The 14,808-nt window shown below is 63.3% G+C and carries 27 protein-coding genes and 1 pseudogene; all 28 read left to right on the top strand.

What is annotated here, in order from left to right; translation table 11 throughout:
- A pseudogene (locus ASE10_RS19495) lies at positions 1-97 on the top strand (elongation factor Tu); the annotation flags it as partial.
- Between the two features lie 464 nt (positions 98-561).
- Positions 562-873 (top strand): 30S ribosomal protein S10, encoded by a 312-nt coding sequence (gene rpsJ, locus ASE10_RS04715; protein WP_027070119.1) that lies wholly within the window; start codon positions 562-564, stop codon positions 871-873.
- 10 nt (positions 874-883) lie between these two features.
- Complete coding sequence (gene rplC / locus ASE10_RS04720) at positions 884-1,540, top strand: 50S ribosomal protein L3 (protein WP_055902310.1); 657 nt, start codon at positions 884-886, stop codon at positions 1,538-1,540.
- Between the two features lie 2 nt (positions 1,541-1,542).
- Positions 1,543-2,148 (top strand): 50S ribosomal protein L4, encoded by a 606-nt coding sequence (rplD, locus tag ASE10_RS04725; RefSeq protein ID WP_055902318.1) that lies wholly within the window; start codon positions 1,543-1,545, stop codon positions 2,146-2,148.
- A complete protein-coding gene (gene rplW, locus ASE10_RS04730) occupies positions 2,145-2,441 on the top strand; it encodes a 50S ribosomal protein L23 (protein WP_055902321.1) in 297 nt (98 codons plus the stop codon). Before rplD ends, rplW begins: the two co-directional genes overlap by 4 nt.
- A gap of 10 nt (positions 2,442-2,451) precedes the next feature.
- Positions 2,452-3,279 (top strand): 50S ribosomal protein L2, encoded by an 828-nt coding sequence (rplB, locus tag ASE10_RS04735; protein WP_055902324.1) that lies wholly within the window; start codon positions 2,452-2,454, stop codon positions 3,277-3,279.
- 6 nt (positions 3,280-3,285) lie between these two features.
- Positions 3,286-3,555 (top strand): 30S ribosomal protein S19, encoded by a 270-nt coding sequence (rpsS, locus tag ASE10_RS04740; RefSeq protein WP_055902327.1) that lies wholly within the window; start codon positions 3,286-3,288, stop codon positions 3,553-3,555.
- Positions 3,556-3,565: 10 nt separating this feature from the next.
- Positions 3,566-3,901, top strand: a complete 336-nt coding sequence (rplV, locus tag ASE10_RS04745) for a 50S ribosomal protein L22 (RefSeq protein ID WP_055902442.1) — start codon at positions 3,566-3,568, stop codon at positions 3,899-3,901.
- A gap of 14 nt (positions 3,902-3,915) precedes the next feature.
- Positions 3,916-4,659, top strand: coding sequence for a 30S ribosomal protein S3 (gene rpsC / locus ASE10_RS04750; RefSeq protein WP_055902331.1), 744 nt, complete (start codon positions 3,916-3,918; stop codon positions 4,657-4,659).
- A gap of 6 nt (positions 4,660-4,665) precedes the next feature.
- Positions 4,666-5,079, top strand: a complete 414-nt coding sequence (gene rplP, locus ASE10_RS04755; RefSeq protein WP_055902334.1) for a 50S ribosomal protein L16 — start codon at positions 4,666-4,668, stop codon at positions 5,077-5,079.
- A complete protein-coding gene (rpmC, locus tag ASE10_RS04760) occupies positions 5,079-5,264 on the top strand; it encodes a 50S ribosomal protein L29 (RefSeq protein ID WP_055902338.1) in 186 nt (61 codons plus the stop codon). Before rplP ends, rpmC begins: the two co-directional genes overlap by 1 nt.
- Before the next feature lie 9 nt (positions 5,265-5,273).
- Positions 5,274-5,543 (top strand): 30S ribosomal protein S17, encoded by a 270-nt coding sequence (gene rpsQ, locus ASE10_RS04765; protein ID WP_055902341.1) that lies wholly within the window; start codon positions 5,274-5,276, stop codon positions 5,541-5,543.
- Between the two features lie 14 nt (positions 5,544-5,557).
- Entirely contained in the window at positions 5,558-5,926 is a 369-nt protein-coding gene (gene rplN, locus ASE10_RS04770; protein ID WP_031373826.1) for a 50S ribosomal protein L14, read from the top strand.
- A gap of 16 nt (positions 5,927-5,942) precedes the next feature.
- The gene (rplX, locus tag ASE10_RS04775) at positions 5,943-6,257 is read left to right on the top strand and encodes a 50S ribosomal protein L24 (protein WP_055902343.1); all 315 of its coding nucleotides are present in this window, start codon (positions 5,943-5,945) and stop codon (positions 6,255-6,257) included.
- Positions 6,258-6,268: 11 nt separating this feature from the next.
- On the top strand, positions 6,269-6,811 hold the full coding sequence (gene rplE, locus ASE10_RS04780; protein WP_055902350.1) for a 50S ribosomal protein L5: 543 nt from the start codon (positions 6,269-6,271) through the stop codon (positions 6,809-6,811).
- A 15-nt stretch (positions 6,812-6,826) separates the two neighbouring features.
- A complete protein-coding gene (gene rpsN / locus ASE10_RS04785) occupies positions 6,827-7,132 on the top strand; it encodes a 30S ribosomal protein S14 (RefSeq protein ID WP_055902352.1) in 306 nt (101 codons plus the stop codon).
- A 134-nt stretch (positions 7,133-7,266) separates the two neighbouring features.
- Positions 7,267-7,665, top strand: coding sequence for a 30S ribosomal protein S8 (gene rpsH, locus ASE10_RS04790; protein ID WP_055902354.1), 399 nt, complete (start codon positions 7,267-7,269; stop codon positions 7,663-7,665).
- A gap of 13 nt (positions 7,666-7,678) precedes the next feature.
- Positions 7,679-8,206, top strand: a complete 528-nt coding sequence (gene rplF, locus ASE10_RS04795; RefSeq protein ID WP_055902356.1) for a 50S ribosomal protein L6 — start codon at positions 7,679-7,681, stop codon at positions 8,204-8,206.
- Between the two features lie 68 nt (positions 8,207-8,274).
- A complete protein-coding gene (gene rplR, locus ASE10_RS04800; RefSeq protein ID WP_055902359.1) occupies positions 8,275-8,628 on the top strand; it encodes a 50S ribosomal protein L18 in 354 nt (117 codons plus the stop codon).
- A 162-nt stretch (positions 8,629-8,790) separates the two neighbouring features.
- The gene (gene rpsE, locus ASE10_RS04805; protein ID WP_055902361.1) at positions 8,791-9,333 is read left to right on the top strand and encodes a 30S ribosomal protein S5; all 543 of its coding nucleotides are present in this window, start codon (positions 8,791-8,793) and stop codon (positions 9,331-9,333) included.
- Positions 9,326-9,532 (top strand): 50S ribosomal protein L30, encoded by a 207-nt coding sequence (rpmD, locus tag ASE10_RS04810; RefSeq protein WP_055902363.1) that lies wholly within the window; start codon positions 9,326-9,328, stop codon positions 9,530-9,532. The genes rpsE and rpmD overlap by 8 nt, the downstream gene beginning before the upstream one ends.
- A 10-nt stretch (positions 9,533-9,542) precedes the next feature.
- Entirely contained in the window at positions 9,543-9,980 is a 438-nt protein-coding gene (gene rplO / locus ASE10_RS04815) for a 50S ribosomal protein L15 (protein ID WP_055902365.1), read from the top strand.
- Between the two features lie 7 nt (positions 9,981-9,987).
- On the top strand, positions 9,988-11,349 hold the full coding sequence (gene secY / locus ASE10_RS04820; RefSeq protein WP_055902366.1) for a preprotein translocase subunit SecY: 1,362 nt from the start codon (positions 9,988-9,990) through the stop codon (positions 11,347-11,349).
- Between the two features lie 230 nt (positions 11,350-11,579).
- Positions 11,580-11,936, top strand: a complete 357-nt coding sequence (rpsM, locus tag ASE10_RS04825) for a 30S ribosomal protein S13 (protein WP_055902367.1) — start codon at positions 11,580-11,582, stop codon at positions 11,934-11,936.
- 11 nt (positions 11,937-11,947) lie between these two features.
- Positions 11,948-12,340, top strand: coding sequence for a 30S ribosomal protein S11 (rpsK, locus tag ASE10_RS04830; RefSeq protein WP_055902370.1), 393 nt, complete (start codon positions 11,948-11,950; stop codon positions 12,338-12,340).
- A gap of 14 nt (positions 12,341-12,354) precedes the next feature.
- Positions 12,355-12,984 carry a 30S ribosomal protein S4 gene (gene rpsD / locus ASE10_RS04835; protein ID WP_055902372.1) on the top strand — a complete coding sequence of 210 codons (630 nt, stop codon included), beginning with the start codon at positions 12,355-12,357 and terminating at the stop codon, positions 12,982-12,984.
- Between the two features lie 50 nt (positions 12,985-13,034).
- Entirely contained in the window at positions 13,035-14,033 is a 999-nt protein-coding gene (gene rpoA / locus ASE10_RS04840; protein ID WP_055902375.1) for a DNA-directed RNA polymerase subunit alpha, read from the top strand.
- A 300-nt stretch (positions 14,034-14,333) separates the two neighbouring features.
- Positions 14,334-14,705, top strand: coding sequence for a 50S ribosomal protein L17 (rplQ, locus tag ASE10_RS04845; protein WP_055902377.1), 372 nt, complete (start codon positions 14,334-14,336; stop codon positions 14,703-14,705).
- Positions 14,706-14,808: the final 103 nt, after the last annotated feature.

Here is a 14,808-nt window from a genome sequence, read left to right on the forward strand (position 1 = left end):
GATCAACCCGGTGGCGATGGACGAAGGCCTGCGTTTCGCGATTCGCGAAGGCGGCCGTACCGTCGGCGCCGGCGTGGTGGCCAAGATCATCAAGTAAGAGACGGAGTCCGGGGTTCGCGCCCCGGTTCCGGGTCCTCCGGGCCGGCCCTTTGAAGAGGTGTCGGCCCGGGCATCGACCGGTCGGGGCGGGGCGCTTGCGTCCACCCCGGCAATACGGTTAGAATGCGCGACCACCGTGCCAGTCCTGCTTATTTGGGCCGGCACGACCAGCGAAATGAGGAGCAGGAAGCGCCTCGTATTCGCCAGACAGGGACATGTCGCACGGCAGCGCTCCGTACGTTCCGGGCCCCGAACTGCAAAGTTCAAGGCTTCCAAGGAACGCTACACGGGGCCCTTCGTGCGTTCCACTCCGTCTGGGCGGGCCGGGTAACCGGTCTGCCTTAGTTTTTTCCAGGCAAGGAAGCTCCGGGGCAAGGGTGCTGCTCTGGAGTGTTTGCGTTTTCGTGAGGTTCGGCACACCCAGAGGCCGGCCCGTCGCTCTTTTAACCAAGGAATTCCGTCATGGCGGACCAAAAGATCCGGATTCGGCTGAAGGCGTACGATCATCGTTTGATCGACCGTTCGGCCAGCGAGATCGTCGAGACGGCTAAGCGGACCGGCGCGCAAGTGCGCGGCCCGATCCCGCTGCCGACCAAGATCGAGCGCTACACCATTCTCGTTTCCCCGCACGTCGACAAGGACGCGCGCGACCAGTACGAGACCCGCACGCATAAGCGCGTGCTCGACATCGTCGACCCCAACGACAAGACCGTGGACGCGCTGATGAAGCTCGAACTCGCGGCTGGCGTTGACGTGCAGATCAAGCTGACCTGAGGCCACCACTATGACCGCGAAGAAATATTCGTTGGGCATCGTCGGTCGCAAGGCCGGCATGAGCCGCTTCTTCACTGAAGACGGCAAGTCGATTCCGGTGACCCTCATCGAGGCGACCCCGAACCGCATTACCCAGATCAAGACCACCGATACCGACGGCTACAGCGCCGTGCAGGTGACGGTCGGCGTGCGCCGCGCTGCGCTCGTCAACAAGCCGGAAGCCGGTCACCTCGCCAAGGCGAAGGTCGAAGCCGGTCGCGGCCTGTGGGAGCTGCGCGTGGAAGCCGACCAGATCAGTGCTTTCGAAGTGGGCGGCGAGATCAAGGCCGACATCTTCGAAGCCGGCCAGATCGTCGACGTCCAGGGCATCACCAAGGGCAAGGGCTTCCAGGGCACGATCAAGCGCTGGAACTTCCGCATGGGCGATGCGACGCACGGTAACTCGCTGTCGCACCGCTCGCCGGGTTCTATCGGCCAGCGCCAGACGCCGGGTCGCGTTTTCCCGGGCAAGAAGATGTCCGGTCACATGGGCGCCGTCCAGCAGAGCACGCAGGGCCTGGAAGTGGTCAAGGTCGACGCCGAGCGCGGCCTGATCGCGATCAAGGGCGCAGTGCCGGGCGCGCCGGGCGGCGACGTGATCGTCCGTCCGACGACCAAGGGAGCATAACGATGGAACTTGCCATCAACGGTAGCGACAAGAAGCTGTCGGTTTCCGACGCCATCTTCGATCGCGAATTCAGCGAAGACCTGGTCCACCAGGTTGTTGTGGCCTACCGCAACGCGGGCCGCGCCGGCACCAAGGCGCAGAAGACGCGTTCGGAAGTCAACGGCACCACCAAGAAGTCGAAGAAGCAGAAGGGCGGCGGTGCGCGTCATGGCGCGCTGACGGCTCCGATCTTCGTCGGCGGCGGCGTGACCTTCGCGGCCAAGCCGCGCAGCTTCGCGCAGAAGGTCAACCGCAAGATGTACCGCGCAGCGATGGCTGCGATCCTGTCGGAATTGAACCGTCAGGGCCGCATCACCGTCGTCGAGACGCTGGACATCGACTCGCCGAAGACCTCGGGCATGGTCGCCAAGCTGAAGTCGCTTGAAATGGGCCGTCGTCCGCTGCTCGTCACCGAGGAAGCGTCCGAGAATCTGTACCTCTCGGCGCGCAACCTGCCTTACGTTGAAGTCCGCGACGTGCAGGGACTCGATCCGGTTGCCCTCGTCGGCGCCGATTCGATCGTGTTCACGACCGATGCGGTCAAGAAGATCGAGGAGTGGCTGGCATGAACGACGCCAAGCTCTACAGCATCATCCGTGCGCCGCGCGTGTCCGAAAAGACCGCGCGTCTGCAGGAAGTTTCCAACCAATACGTCTTCGAAGTCGCGACGGACGCTACCAAGGCCGACATCAAGGTCGCCGTGGAAAAGCTGTTCGACGTGAAGGTCGAGGCGGTGAATGTGGTCAACGTGAAGGGCAAGAGCAAAGCCTTCAAGTTCCGCATGGGCCGTCGCGCCGACTGGCGTAAGGCGTACGTGAAGCTGGCCGCTGGCCAGTCGATCGACGTGATTGCCAAGCCCTGAGGAAAGACCCATGGCATTGATGACTTTCAAGCCCACTTCCCCCGGCCGCCGTAGCGCGGTCCGCGTGGTGACGCCGGGCCTGCATAAGGGCGCGCCGCACGCGGCGTTGGTCGAAAAGCAGAGCAAGAGCGGCGGCCGTAACCACCACGGTCGCATTACCACCCGCCACATCGGCGGTGGTCACAAGCAGCATTACCGCATCATCGACTTCAAGCGCGACAAGGTCGGTATCCCCGCCCGCGTCGAGCGGATCGAATACGATCCCAACCGCACCGCGCACATCGCGCTGCTGTGCTACGTCGATGGCGAGCGCCGTTACATCATCGCCCCCAAGGGCCTGAAGGACGGCGACCAGGTGATCGCGGGCCGCGACGCCCCGATCCGCGTCGGCAACACCCTGCCGCTGAGCAACATCCCGGTCGGCACCACCGTGTGCTGCGTCGAGATGAAGCCGGGCAAGGGCGCCCAGCTGGCCCGTGCGGCCGGCGCCAGCGCCTACCTGGTGGCTCGCGAACAGGGTTACGCCACGCTGCGTCTTCGCTCCGGCGAAATGCGCAAGGTGCCGTCGGAATGCGGCGCCACGATCGGCGAAGTCGGCAACGACGAGCACAGCCTCGAGAAGCTCGGCAAGGCCGGTGCGAAGCGCTGGCGTGGTATCAAGCCGACCGTTCGCGGTGCGGCGATGAACCCCGTCGACCATCCGCACGGCGGTGGTGAGGCCAAGGCTGGCCAGGGCAACCCGCATCCGGTCACGCCGTGGGGCGTGCCGACCAAGGGTTACAAGACGCGTAAGAACAAGCGTACGCAGCAGTTCATCGTTCGCGATCGCAGGAGCTAATCGGCCATGGCACGTTCACTGAAGAAAGGCCCGTTCGTCGACCACCATCTGATGAAGAAGGTGGAAACCGCGGGTAACAACAAGAAGCCGATCAAGACCTGGTCGCGTCGCTCGATGGTGCTGCCGGACATGGTGGGTTTCACCATTGCCGTGCACAACGGCAAGAACCACATCCCGGTGCTGGTCAACGAAAATATGGTTGGCCACAAGCTTGGCGAATTCGCCCTGACCCGTACGTTTAAGGGTCACGGCGGCGACAAGAAGTCGGGCAAGTAAGGAGATGACCATGGAAGCGAAAGCCATCCTGCGCACCGCGCGCATCTCCCCGCAGAAGGCCCGCCTGGTCGCCGACCAGGTGCGTGGTCTGTCCGCCGAGCGCGCCGTCAACCTGCTGAAGTTCTCGGACAAGAAGGCTGCTGCACTGATCCGCAAGGTCGTGGAGTCCGCCATCGCCAACGCCGAGAACAACCAGGGCGCCGACGTCGACGATCTCAAGGTCAAGACCATCATGGTGGACGAGGGTCCCGCACTGAAGCGCTTCATGGCGCGTGCGAAGGGCCGCGGCACCCGCATCCTCAAGCGCACCAGCCACATTACTGTGGTTGTGGGCGCGGGCAAGTAAGGCGGAGTCAGACAATGGGTCATAAAGTACATCCGACCGGTATCCGCCTTGGTATCTCCAAGGACTGGAACTCCAAGTGGTTCGCCGGCAAGAAGCAGTACGCCGAGTACCTGGCTGCCGACCTCAAGGTCCGCGAGATGCTTCGCAAGAAGCTCGCGCAGGCCGGTATTTCGAAGATCTTCATCGAGCGCCCGGCCAACAACGCCCGCGTCACGATCCACACCGCCCGTCCGGGCGTGGTGATCGGCAAGCGTGGTGAGGACATCGAGAAGCTGCGCAAGGAAGTGAGCACGCTGATGGGCGTTCCGGCGCACATCAACGTGACCGAGGTCCGCAAGCCGGAACTCGACGCGCAGCTGGTCGCCGAGTCGATCGCTCAGCAGCTCGAGCGCCGCATCATGTTCCGCCGCGCGATGAAGCGCGCTGTCGGCAACGCGATGCGCCTTGGCGCCCTGGGCATCAAGGTCAACGTCGCCGGCCGCCTGAACGGTGCCGAGATCGCGCGTTCGGAGTGGTACCGCGAAGGTCGCGTGCCGCTGCACACCCTGCGCGCCGACATCGACTATGGCTTCGCTGAAGCCAAGACGACGTACGGCATCATCGGTATCAAAGTCTGGGTCTACCGCGGCGAAATCTTCGATTTCTCGCACGTCGGCCAGGAAAAGCAGGACGATTCGCCGCGCAGCGATCGTGGTGACCGCGGCGACCGCGGTGATCGTAACGACCGCCCGGGCCGTCCTGCCCGCGAACAGAGGTAATCCGCCATGTTGCAACCCAAGCGAACCAAGTACCGCAAGGTACACAAGGGCCGCAATGAGGGCCTGAGCTGGAACGGCAATGCCGTCAGCTTCGGCGAGTACGGCCTCAAGGCGACCGCACACGGTCAGCTGACCGCGCGTCAGATCGAAGCGGCCCGCCGCTCGATCAGCCGCTACGTCAAGCGTGGCGGCAAGATGTGGATCCGCGTGTTCCCCGACAAGCCGATCACCAAGAAGCCGATCGAAGTCCGAATGGGCTCCGGTAAGGGCAACGTCGAGTACTGGGTCGCTCAGATCCAGCCCGGTCGCATGATTTACGAGATCGAAGGTGTTGCCGAAGACGTCGCGCGTGAAGCGTTCCGTCTGGCGGCCGCCAAGCTCTCGGTGACCACCACTTTCGTTACCCGGACGGTGCGCTAATGGAACTCAAGCAACTGCGCGACAAGTCGGCTGACGAGCTCAAGGCTCACCTGGTCGACCTGCACAAGGAGAGCTTCGCTCTGCGCATGCAGAAGGCCACCGGCCAGCTCGCCAAGACCCATGAGGCCCGCCGTGTTCGCCGCGAGATCGCTCGCGTGAACACGTTGCTGGGTCAGAAGAAGTAAGGACCCGCCATGACCGACAACAACACAGAGAAGGCGCTGCGCACGGTTGAAGGCCGGGTCGTCAGCAACAAGATGGACAAGACCGTCACCGTGCTCGTCGAGCGTCAGGTCAAGCACGCGCTGTACGGCAAGTACATCCGTCGCTCGACCAAGCTCCACGCCCACGACGCCGAGAACGCCTGCAAAGAAGGCGATATCGTGCGAGTGAAGGAAATTGCGCCGATGTCGAAGACCAAGAACTGGAGCGTGGTTGAGATCGTCAGCCGCGTGGCCGAATAAGAGGAGGCTGAACCATGATCCAGATGCAAAGCTACCTCGGAGTGGCCGATAACTCCGGTGCGAAAGAAGTGATGTGCATCAAGGTGCTCGGCGGCTCCAAGCGCCGTTACGCGCACATTGGCGACATCATCAAGGTCACCGTCAAGGACGCGATTCCGCGCGGCAAGGTCAAGAAGGGCGACGTCTATGACGCCGTCGTGGTCCGCACCCGCAAGGGCGTTCGCCGCCCGGACGGCTCGCTGATCCGCTTCGATGGCAACGCTGCGGTGTTGCTCAACAACAAGCATGAGCCGATCGGCACCCGTATCTTCGGGCCCGTGACTCGCGAGCTGCGCTCGGAGAAGTTCATGAAGATCGTCTCGCTCGCGCCTGAAGTGCTCTGAGCGGAGGAACTAGACCATGAACCGTATCAAGAAGGGCGATCAAGTGATCGTCACCGCCGGCAAGGACAAGGGCAAGAAGGGCGATGTGGTGCGCGTACTCGGCGAGAAAGTCGTCGTGTCGAACATCAACATCATCAAGCGCCACACCAAGCCGAATCCGCAGGCCAACCAGCCGGGCGGCGTGATCGAGCGCGAAGCGCCGATTCACATTTCCAACGTCATGCTGTTCAACCCGGCCACCGGCAAGGGCGAACGCATCGGTATCAAGGTGCTGGAGGATGGACGCAAACTGCGTGTGTTCCGCTCCAGCGGTGAGGCGGTTGACGCCTGAGGAATGCTGAAATGACCACCCGGCTCGAAGAGTTTTACAAGAAAGAAGTGGTTCCTGCCCTGACCGAGAAGTTCGGTTACAAGAACCCGATGCAAGTGCCGCGCCTGTCCAAGATCACGCTGAACATGGGCGTGGGCGAGGCTGCGACCAACAAGAAGATCCTGGAAAATGCCGTCGCCGACATGACCAAGATCGCCGGCCAGAAGCCGATCGTGACGAAGACCCGCGTGTCGGTCGCTTCGTTCAAGATCCGCGACGGTTGGCCGATCGGCGCCAAGGTCACCCTGCGCCGCGCCAAGATGTACGAGTTCCTGGACCGCCTGGTCAACATCTCGCTGCCGCGCGTGCGCGACTTCCGCGGTGTGTCGGGTCGTTCGTTCGACGGCCGTGGCAACTACAACATGGGCGTCAAGGAACAGATCATCTTCCCGGAAATCGATTTCGACCAGGTCGACGCGCTGCGCGGCATGGACATCGCGATCACCACGACCGCGAAGACCGATGCCGAGGCCAAGGCCCTGCTCGAAGCCTTCCGCTTCCCGTTCCGCAACTGAGTCTAGGATTGCACAATGGCTAAGACCTCCATGGTCAACCGCGACATCAAGCGGACCAAGCTGGCGAAGAAGTACGCCGGCAAGCGCGATGCGCTGAAGAAGATCATCGCCAACGACAGCTCCTCGTACGAGGAGAAGCTGGAAGCGGCCGTCAAGCTGCAGAAGCTGCCGCGCGACTCTTCGCCGTGCCGTCAGCGCAACCGCTGCGTCCTGACCGGCCGTTCGCGCGGCGTCTACAGCAAGTTCGGCCTGGGCCGCAACAAGCTGCGCGAAGCCACCATGCGCGGCGACGTGCCTGGTCTTCGCAAGGCAAGCTGGTAAGATAGTCGGCTTTCCTGCTGTACCGCCGCGGCCCTCGGGTCGCGGCGGCGCTGTTGAAGAAAGTGTAAGTCGTTGTATCTATTACTGAAATTCGCAATCCCGCGGATATCGGTGCTACTCATAGGTGATATTCAATGAGCATGACTGATCCCATCGCCGACATGCTGGTCCGCATCAAGAATGCGGCCGCGGTTCGGAAGCAGACGGTGAAGATGCCGTCGTCCAAGGTGAAGGTGGCCATCGCCGCCGTGCTGAAGGACGAGGGTTACATCCTGGACTCGCGCGTGACCCAGACCGGTCCGGGCAAGGCCGAACTCGAAATTTCGCTGAAGTACTACGAAGGCAAGCCGGTGATCGAGCGCCTCCAGCGCTACTCCCGTTCGGGCCTGCGCCAGTACCGCGGCAAGGACGCGCTGCCCAAGGTCCTCGGTGGCCTGGGCGTCGCCATCATCTCCACCTCGAAAGGCATCATGACCGATGCGCAGGCGCGCCAGCAGGGCGTCGGCGGTGAAGTCCTGTGCTTCGTGGCCTAAGGGAGTAACCGCAATGTCCCGAGTTGCCAAGAAGCCGGTCGCCCTCCCGAAGGGCGTCGAACTGAACATCCAGGCCGACCACGTCAGCGCCAAGGGCCCGAAGGGCACCCTGTCGATCGCGAAGCCGGCCGCCATCAACCTGCAGATCGAAAACGGCGAAGCCGTGTTCACCACCGAAGACGCCGCGCTGATCCCGTTGACGGGTACCCTGCGCGCCATCCTCGCGAACATGGTCAAGGGCGTCTCCGAAGGCTTCGAGCGCAAGCTCGAGCTGGTCGGCGTCGGCTACCGTGCCTCGATGCAGGGCCAGGACCTGAACCTGGCGCTGGGTTTCTCGCACCCGGTGCTGTTCAAGGCCCCGGAAGGCATCACCATCGCTACCCCCACCCAGACCGAGATCCTGGTCCAGGGCGCGGACAAGCAGCGCGTCGGTGAAGTCGCCGCCAAGATTCGTGGTTTCCGTCCGCCGGAGCCCTACAAGGGCAAGGGCGTGAAGTACGCCGGCGAAGTCATCATCCGCAAGGAAGCCAAGAAGGCCTAAGGAACGCAACGGCCCCAACGGCCCCAACGGGCCCTGCCGACCATCCTTCAGCTTTCGGAGATCAGAACATGAACAAGAACATTGCCCGTCTGCGTCGCGCCAAGTCCACCCGCGCGCACATCCGCGAACTCGGCGTGCCGCGCCTGTCGGTGCTGCGCACCGGCCAGCACCTGTACGCCCAGGTCTTCACCGCCGACGGTTCCAAGGTCCTGGCTGCCGCCTCGACCGTCCAGGCCGACGTCAAGGAAGGCCTGAAGAACGGCAAGAACGCCGACGCCGCCGTCAAGGTCGGTCACGCGATCGCCGCCAAGGCCAAGGCCGCCGGCATCGAGAAGGTCGCGTTCGACCGTTCGGGTTACCGCTACCACGGTCGCATCAAGGCTCTGGCCGATGCGGCTCGCGAAGGCGGCCTGCAGTTCTAAGCTTGAAGGCGAGGGGATGCGTCCCCACGCCTGAATGAGACAGCTGCCGGCGCGGTTTGCGCCGGGCGCCAGGACGGGTTCCCGTCCTGGTCGCGTCACCCGATCCATATCACAACCATAAGCGGCGACGCCGCAAATCCCATAAATCAACGAGATATCGAAATGGCTGAAGAACAGCGTGCACCGCGGGGTCGTGATCGCGACCGTAACCGCGAAGAGATCGACGACGGCATGATCGAGAAGCTGATCGCGGTCAACCGCGTCAGCAAGACCGTCAAGGGCGGTCGCCAGTTCACCTTCACCGCACTGACGGTGGTGGGCGACGGCAACGGCAAGGTCGGCTTCGGCTACGGCAAGGCGCGCGAAGTGCCGGTCGCCATCCAGAAGTCGATGGAATACGCCCGCAAGGCGATGAACAACGTCGATCTGAACAACGGCACCTTGTGGCACGCCGTGAAGTCGGGCCACGGCGCGGCGCATGTGTTCATGCAGCCGGCGTCGGAAGGTACCGGCGTGATCGCCGGCGGCGCGATGCGCGCCGTACTCGAAGCGGTCGGTGTCAAGAACGTGCTGGCCAAGGCCACCGGTTCGCGTAACCCGATCAACCTGGTTCGCGCCACGCTGAAGGGTCTGACCGGCATGCATTCGCCGGCCAAGATCGCTGCCAAGCGCGGCAAGAAGGTGGAGGATCTCAACCATGGCTAAGGCTGAGAACAAGCCCGTCGAAGGCGGCACGGTCACCGTGCGCCTGGTCAAGGGTCTGCGTGGCTGTCAGTCGCGTCACCGTCTGTCGGTGAAGGCGCTCGGCCTGAACAAGCTCAACGACGTGCGGACGCTGAAAGACAGCCCGCAGGTTCGTGGCCTGATCAATACGGTCCACTACCTGGTTCAGGTCGAGGGCTAAGGAGAACATCATGCGTCTCAATACACTCAAGCCGGCTGACGGCGCCCGCGAAGACCGCAAGCGCGTCGGTCGCGGTATCGGTTCGGGCCTCGGCAAGACCGCGGGCCGCGGCCACAAGGGTTCGTTCGCTCGTTCGGGCAAGGGCAAGATCAAGGCCGGCTTCGAAGGCGGTCAGACCCCGATGCAGCGTCGTCTGCCGAAGATCGGTTTCCGCTCCAAGACCGCCAAGGACACCGCCGAAGTGCTGTCCTACCAGCTGGACAAGCTGGAAGCCGGTGAGATCGATTTCGCCAAGCTGCTCGCGGCCAAGCTGGTTCCGACCACGGCCAAGCAGGCGAAGATCGTCAAGAAGGGCGAGCTGAACAAGGCGTTCGTGCTCAAGGGCGTGCTGGCCACGGCCGGTGCGAAGGCCGCGATCGAAGCGGCCGGCGGCAAGGTCGAGGAGTAAGCGATACATGGCGCGGAGCAGCAACGCGATGGCCGGTCTCGGCGGCGGACTCGGTAAATTCACCGAGCTTCGCCAACGTCTGCTGTTCGTAGTCGGCGCATTGATCGTCTATCGCATCGGTTGCTACATCCCGGTGCCGGGCGTCAATCCCGAAGCGATGCTCAAGCTCATGGAATCGCAGAAGGGCACGATCGTGGACATGTTCAACATGTTCTCGGGCGGCGCCCTTCACCGTTTCAGCCTGTTCGCGTTGAACGTGATGCCGTACATCTCGGCGTCGATCATCGTGCAGCTGCTGGTGCAGATCGTGCCCAGCCTGAAAGCCATCCAGAAGGAAGGCGAGTCGGGCCGGCGCAAGATCAACCAGTGGTCGCGCATGGGTGCGATCCCCCTGGCCGTGTTCCAGGCCTGGGGTATCGCGACGGCCTTGCAGGCCGGCGGCGCGAGCCAGGGCATTCCGGTGGTCTATAACCCGGGTCCGGGCTTCATCCTGACCGCGGTGCTCGCGTTGACCGCGGGCACCATGTTCCTGATGTGGATCGGCGAGCAGGTGACCGAGCGCGGTATCGGCAACGGCGTGTCCTTGATCATCTTCGCCGGCATCGTCGCGGGCCTGCCCGCCGCGGTGGTGACGATGTTCACCCAGATCAACGACGGCACCATGAACCCCATGACCGCGATCGCGGTGGTGGCTATCGTCCTGGTGTTCACCTACCTGGTGGTGTTCGTCGAGCGCGGACAGCGCCGGATCACGGTGAACTACGCCCGCCGTCAGGGCGGCCGTAACGCCTACATGAACCAGTCCTCGTTCCTGCCCCTGAAGCTGAACATGTCGGGCGTGATCCCGGCCATCTTCGCCTCGAGCATCGTGATGTTCCCGGCGACGGCGGCGACCTGGTTCAGCCAGAGCAGCTCGGCGACCTGGCTCCAGCGGGTCAGCCAGTGGCTGAATCCGGGSGAGCCGCTGCACATGATCCTGTACGCGGCACTGATCATCGGCTTCGCCTTCTTCTATACGGCGCTGGTGTTCAACTCGCAGGAAACGGCCGACAATCTGAAGAAGTCGGGCGCGCTTATCCCGGGCATCCGTCCGGGCAAGGCGACGGCCGACTATGTCGACGGCGTACTGACCCGCCTCACGGCGGCCGGTGCGGCTTATCTGGTGATCGTCTGTCTCCTCCCGGAGATCATGCGCACCCAACTGGGCACCTCGTTCTACTTCGGCGGCACCTCGTTGCTGATCGTCGTGGTCGTGGTGATGGATTTCATCGCTCAAATCCAGGCTCATCTGATGTCCCATCAGTACGAGAGCCTGTTGAAGAAGGCGAACTTGAAGGGCGGCTCGCGCGGCGGTCTCGCGCGCGGGTGAGCCAGGACCATTCCGCGCGCCAGAGTAGCGCGCGGGGCGAGTAGGGCGGGATCGCCCTATTCAGCCAGTCCTGGTTCGTCGCCGGAGCATGGGCACACTCCCCATGCCGTGGTTCCGTGGCGTCCCTGACGCCGCGGGGCTTCCTATTAACCCGAGACCTTGTTAAAATTTCCAGTTCACTCGCCGGGGTTAATCCGCCCTGGCCGCCAAACTCAGTTGGAGATCGCGTTATGGCGCGTATTGCGGGCGTCAACTTGCCTGCCCAGAAGCATGTCTGGGTCGGGTTGCAAAGCATTTACGGCATCGGCCGTACTCGTTCGAAGAAGGTCTGCGATGCCGCGGGCGTGAATTCTTCGACGAAGATTCGTGACCTGTCCGAACCGGAAGTCGAGCGCTTGCGCGCCGAAGTCGGTAAGTACGTGGTTGAAGGCGACCTGCGTCGCGAGGTCGGTATCGCTATCAAGCGTCTGATGGACCTGGGCTGCTACCGCGGCCTGCGTCACCGCCGCGGCTTGCCGCTGCGCGGTCAGCGCACGCGTACCAATGCACGTACCCGCAAGGGTCCGCGTAAGGCCATCAGGAAGTAAGGGGTCAAACCATGGCTAAGCCGGCAGCTGCAAAAACCAAGAAGAAGATCAAGCGCGTCGTCACCGACGGCATCGCCCACGTCCACGCTTCTTTCAACAACACGATCATCACGATCACCGACCGCCAGGGCAATGCGCTCTCGTGGGCGACTTCGGGCGGCGCGGGTTTCCGCGGCTCGCGTAAGTCGACCCCGTTCGCAGCCCAGGTTGCCGCCGAAAAGGCCGGCCGTGCTGCGCTCGACTACGGCGTGAAGTCGCTGGAAGTGCGCATCAAGGGCCCGGGTCCGGGTCGTGAGTCCGCCGTTCGTTCGCTGAACAACGTCGGTTACAAGATCATGAACATCATCGACGTGACGCCTATCCCGCACAACGGGTGCCGTCCGCCGAAGAAGCGTCGCGTCTGAGGAGCTGAAGAAAAATGGCTCGTTATATTGGTCCCACCTGTAAGCTCGCTCGTCGCGAAGGCGCCGACCTCGGCTTGAAGTCGTCCGCTCGTGCACTCGATTCGAAGTGCAAGCTCGAGCAGAAGCCCGGCCAACACGGCCCCACCGCCCGCAAGGGCAAGCTGTCCGACTACGCCACCCAGCTTCGCGAGAAGCAGAAGGTCAAGCGTATCTACGGCCTGCTGGAACGCCAGTTCCGCAACTACTACAAGAAGGCCTCGACCAAGAAGGGCAACACCGGCGAGAACCTGCTTCAGCTCCTGGAGACGCGTCTCGACAACGTGATCTACCGCATGGGCTTCGCAGTGACCCGTCCGGCCGCCCGTCAGCTGGTCTCGCACCGCGGCGTCACGGTCAACGGCAAGTCCGTCAACCTGCCGTCCTACCAGGTCAAGGCCGGCGACGCGATCGCGCTGTCCGAGCGTGCCCAGAAGCAGCTGCGCGTGCAGGAATCCCTGACCGTGGCTTCGCAGATGGATCTCTCGCCGTCGTGGGTCGAGGTCGACAGCAAGAAGTTCAGCGGTGTGTTCAAGGCTGTGCCGGATCGTGCCGATCTGCCGGCCGATATCAACGAAGCGCTGATCGTCGAGCTGTACTCGAAGTAATTATCTTTTGAAGCCCCGGTCCGCCGGGGCCTCGCAGGAGACACCGAAACATGACGGTTACCGCCAACCAGGTACTGCGTCCGCGCGGTCCCCAGATCGAACGCCTTGCCGGCAATCGCGCCAAGGTCGTGATCGAGCCGCTGGAACGCGGCTACGGCCACACCCTCGGCAATGCGCTGCGCCGTGTGCTGCTGTCTTCGATCCCGGGTTTCGCCATCACCGAAGTCGAAATCGACGGCGTGCTCCACGAATACACCACCGTTGAAGGTCTCGAAGAGGACGTGCTCGAAGTCCTGTTGAACCTCAAGGACGTCGCCATCCGCATGCACACCGGCGACGCGTCCACCCTGTCGCTGGCCAAGCAGGGCCCGGGCATCGTGACCGCGGGTGATATCAAGACCGACCACAACGTCGAGATCCTGAACACCGAGCACGTGATCTGCCACCTGACCAAGGATACGGCGATCAACATGCGTCTGAAGATCGAGCGTGGTTTCGGCTACCAGCCGGCCGCCGCGCGTCGTCGTCCGGACGAAGAAACCCGCACCATCGGCCGCCTGATGCTGGATGCCAGCTTCTCGCCGGTCCGTCGCGTCGCCTATGCCGTCGAAGCCGCGCGCGTCGAACAGCGTACCGACCTCGACAAGCTGGTGCTGGACATCGAAACCAACGGCACGATCGACGCTGAGGAAGCCGTGCGCACCGCCGCCGACATCCTCACCGACCAGCTGTCGGTGTTCGGCGATTTCACCCACCGCGACCGCGGTGCGGCGAAGCCGGCCACCAGCGGCATCGATCCGATCCTGCTGCGTCCGATCGACGATCTCGAACTCACCGTTCGTTCGGCCAACTGCCTCAAGGCCGAGAGCATCTACTACGTCGGCGATCTGATCCAGAAGACCGAAGTCGAGCTGCTCAAGACCCCGAACCTGGGCAAGAAGTCGCTCACCGAGATCAAGGAAGTGCTGGCTCAGCGCGGCCTGTCCCTCGGCATGAAGCTGGAAAACTGGCCGCCGGCCGGCATCGCCCAGCACGGCATGATGGGGTGAGCTCCAGCCTAGCTTGCGCGGCACTGCCGCGCGGCTGGGGCGAACGCCCGGCGCGCTGCGCCGGGCAGGGGAACGCAGAGAGTCCACGCCGAAGCTAGCCGAAGCGTGGCCTCTCGATCCATCGGCAAGGTTCGCATCACCGCAATACGCAACACCGCAACACACACGTCGACGCGCCCGAAGGCTCGCGACGATGCCCGATCAGGACGACCGGGCTCGGACCAACCGCAGTCCATGCAACAACGCCATGAAGGCGACAGCGAATCTCAATAGCGACAGCATTCATTAGGAATCACGACCATGCGCCACCAGAAGTCCGGACGTAAGTTCAGCCGCACTAGTGCCCATCGCGATGCGATGTTCACCAACATGGCTGCGTCCCTCATCAAGCACGGCCTCATCCGCACCACCCTGCCCAAGGCCAAGGAACTCCGTCGCGTTGCCGAGCCGCTGATCACGCTCGCCAAGACCGACGGCGTCGCCAACCGCCGCCTGGCTTTCTCGCGCCTGCGCGACAAGGAAGCCGTGGGCACGCTGTTCACGACCCTGGGTCCGCGCTATCAGTCGCGTCCGGGCGGTTACCTGCGCATCCTCAAGTGCGGTTTCCGCGCTGGCGACAACGCGCCGATGGCCTACGTCGAGCTGGTCGATCGTCCGGAAGCCGCCGAGTAATCGACGGCCCGATCCATCGCAATAACCCGCACCGTCGCGCAAGCGGCGGCGTGCGTGAAAGCCCCGGCCCAGGCCGGGGTTTTTGCATTTTGGGGACGGTTAC

This window comes from Lysobacter sp. Root76 (assembly GCF_001428685.1).
Taxonomy (GTDB): Bacteria; Pseudomonadota; Gammaproteobacteria; order Xanthomonadales; family Xanthomonadaceae; genus Lysobacter.

What these genes read in the sequence shown, in the direction of transcription:
- rplW (WP_055902321.1), top strand. Translation starts at nt 2,145, where the DNA reads ATGAACGACGCCAAGCTCTACAGCATCATCCGTGCGCCGCGCGTGTCC.
- rpsH (WP_055902354.1), top strand. Translation starts at nt 7,267, where the DNA reads ATGAGCATGACTGATCCCATCGCCGACATGCTGGTCCGCATCAAGAAT.
- rplR (WP_055902359.1), top strand. Translation starts at nt 8,275, where the DNA reads ATGAACAAGAACATTGCCCGTCTGCGTCGCGCCAAGTCCACCCGCGCG.
- rpsK (WP_055902370.1), top strand. Translation starts at nt 11,948, where the DNA reads ATGGCTAAGCCGGCAGCTGCAAAAACCAAGAAGAAGATCAAGCGCGTC.
- rplP (WP_055902334.1), top strand. Translation starts at nt 4,666, where the DNA reads ATGTTGCAACCCAAGCGAACCAAGTACCGCAAGGTACACAAGGGCCGC.
- rpsM (WP_055902367.1), top strand. Translation starts at nt 11,580, where the DNA reads ATGGCGCGTATTGCGGGCGTCAACTTGCCTGCCCAGAAGCATGTCTGG.
- rplX (WP_055902343.1), top strand. Translation starts at nt 5,943, where the DNA reads ATGAACCGTATCAAGAAGGGCGATCAAGTGATCGTCACCGCCGGCAAG.
- rpmD (WP_055902363.1), top strand. Translation starts at nt 9,326, where the DNA reads ATGGCTAAGGCTGAGAACAAGCCCGTCGAAGGCGGCACGGTCACCGTG.
- rpsC (WP_055902331.1), top strand. Translation starts at nt 3,916, where the DNA reads ATGGGTCATAAAGTACATCCGACCGGTATCCGCCTTGGTATCTCCAAG.
- rplD (WP_055902318.1), top strand. Translation starts at nt 1,543, where the DNA reads ATGGAACTTGCCATCAACGGTAGCGACAAGAAGCTGTCGGTTTCCGAC.
- rplF (WP_055902356.1), top strand. Translation starts at nt 7,679, where the DNA reads ATGTCCCGAGTTGCCAAGAAGCCGGTCGCCCTCCCGAAGGGCGTCGAA.
- rpsJ (WP_027070119.1), top strand. Translation starts at nt 562, where the DNA reads ATGGCGGACCAAAAGATCCGGATTCGGCTGAAGGCGTACGATCATCGT.
- rplN (WP_031373826.1), top strand. Translation starts at nt 5,558, where the DNA reads ATGATCCAGATGCAAAGCTACCTCGGAGTGGCCGATAACTCCGGTGCG.
- rpmC (WP_055902338.1), top strand. Translation starts at nt 5,079, where the DNA reads ATGGAACTCAAGCAACTGCGCGACAAGTCGGCTGACGAGCTCAAGGCT.
- rplV (WP_055902442.1), top strand. Translation starts at nt 3,566, where the DNA reads ATGGAAGCGAAAGCCATCCTGCGCACCGCGCGCATCTCCCCGCAGAAG.
- rpsE (WP_055902361.1), top strand. Translation starts at nt 8,791, where the DNA reads ATGGCTGAAGAACAGCGTGCACCGCGGGGTCGTGATCGCGACCGTAAC.
- rplC (WP_055902310.1), top strand. Translation starts at nt 884, where the DNA reads ATGACCGCGAAGAAATATTCGTTGGGCATCGTCGGTCGCAAGGCCGGC.
- rpsD (WP_055902372.1), top strand. Translation starts at nt 12,355, where the DNA reads ATGGCTCGTTATATTGGTCCCACCTGTAAGCTCGCTCGTCGCGAAGGC.
- rpoA (WP_055902375.1), top strand. Translation starts at nt 13,035, where the DNA reads ATGACGGTTACCGCCAACCAGGTACTGCGTCCGCGCGGTCCCCAGATC.
- rplB (WP_055902324.1), top strand. Translation starts at nt 2,452, where the DNA reads ATGGCATTGATGACTTTCAAGCCCACTTCCCCCGGCCGCCGTAGCGCG.
- rpsS (WP_055902327.1), top strand. Translation starts at nt 3,286, where the DNA reads ATGGCACGTTCACTGAAGAAAGGCCCGTTCGTCGACCACCATCTGATG.
- rpsQ (WP_055902341.1), top strand. Translation starts at nt 5,274, where the DNA reads ATGACCGACAACAACACAGAGAAGGCGCTGCGCACGGTTGAAGGCCGG.
- rplQ (WP_055902377.1), top strand. Translation starts at nt 14,334, where the DNA reads ATGCGCCACCAGAAGTCCGGACGTAAGTTCAGCCGCACTAGTGCCCAT.
- rpsN (WP_055902352.1), top strand. Translation starts at nt 6,827, where the DNA reads ATGGCTAAGACCTCCATGGTCAACCGCGACATCAAGCGGACCAAGCTG.
- rplO (WP_055902365.1), top strand. Translation starts at nt 9,543, where the DNA reads ATGCGTCTCAATACACTCAAGCCGGCTGACGGCGCCCGCGAAGACCGC.
- rplE (WP_055902350.1), top strand. Translation starts at nt 6,269, where the DNA reads ATGACCACCCGGCTCGAAGAGTTTTACAAGAAAGAAGTGGTTCCTGCC.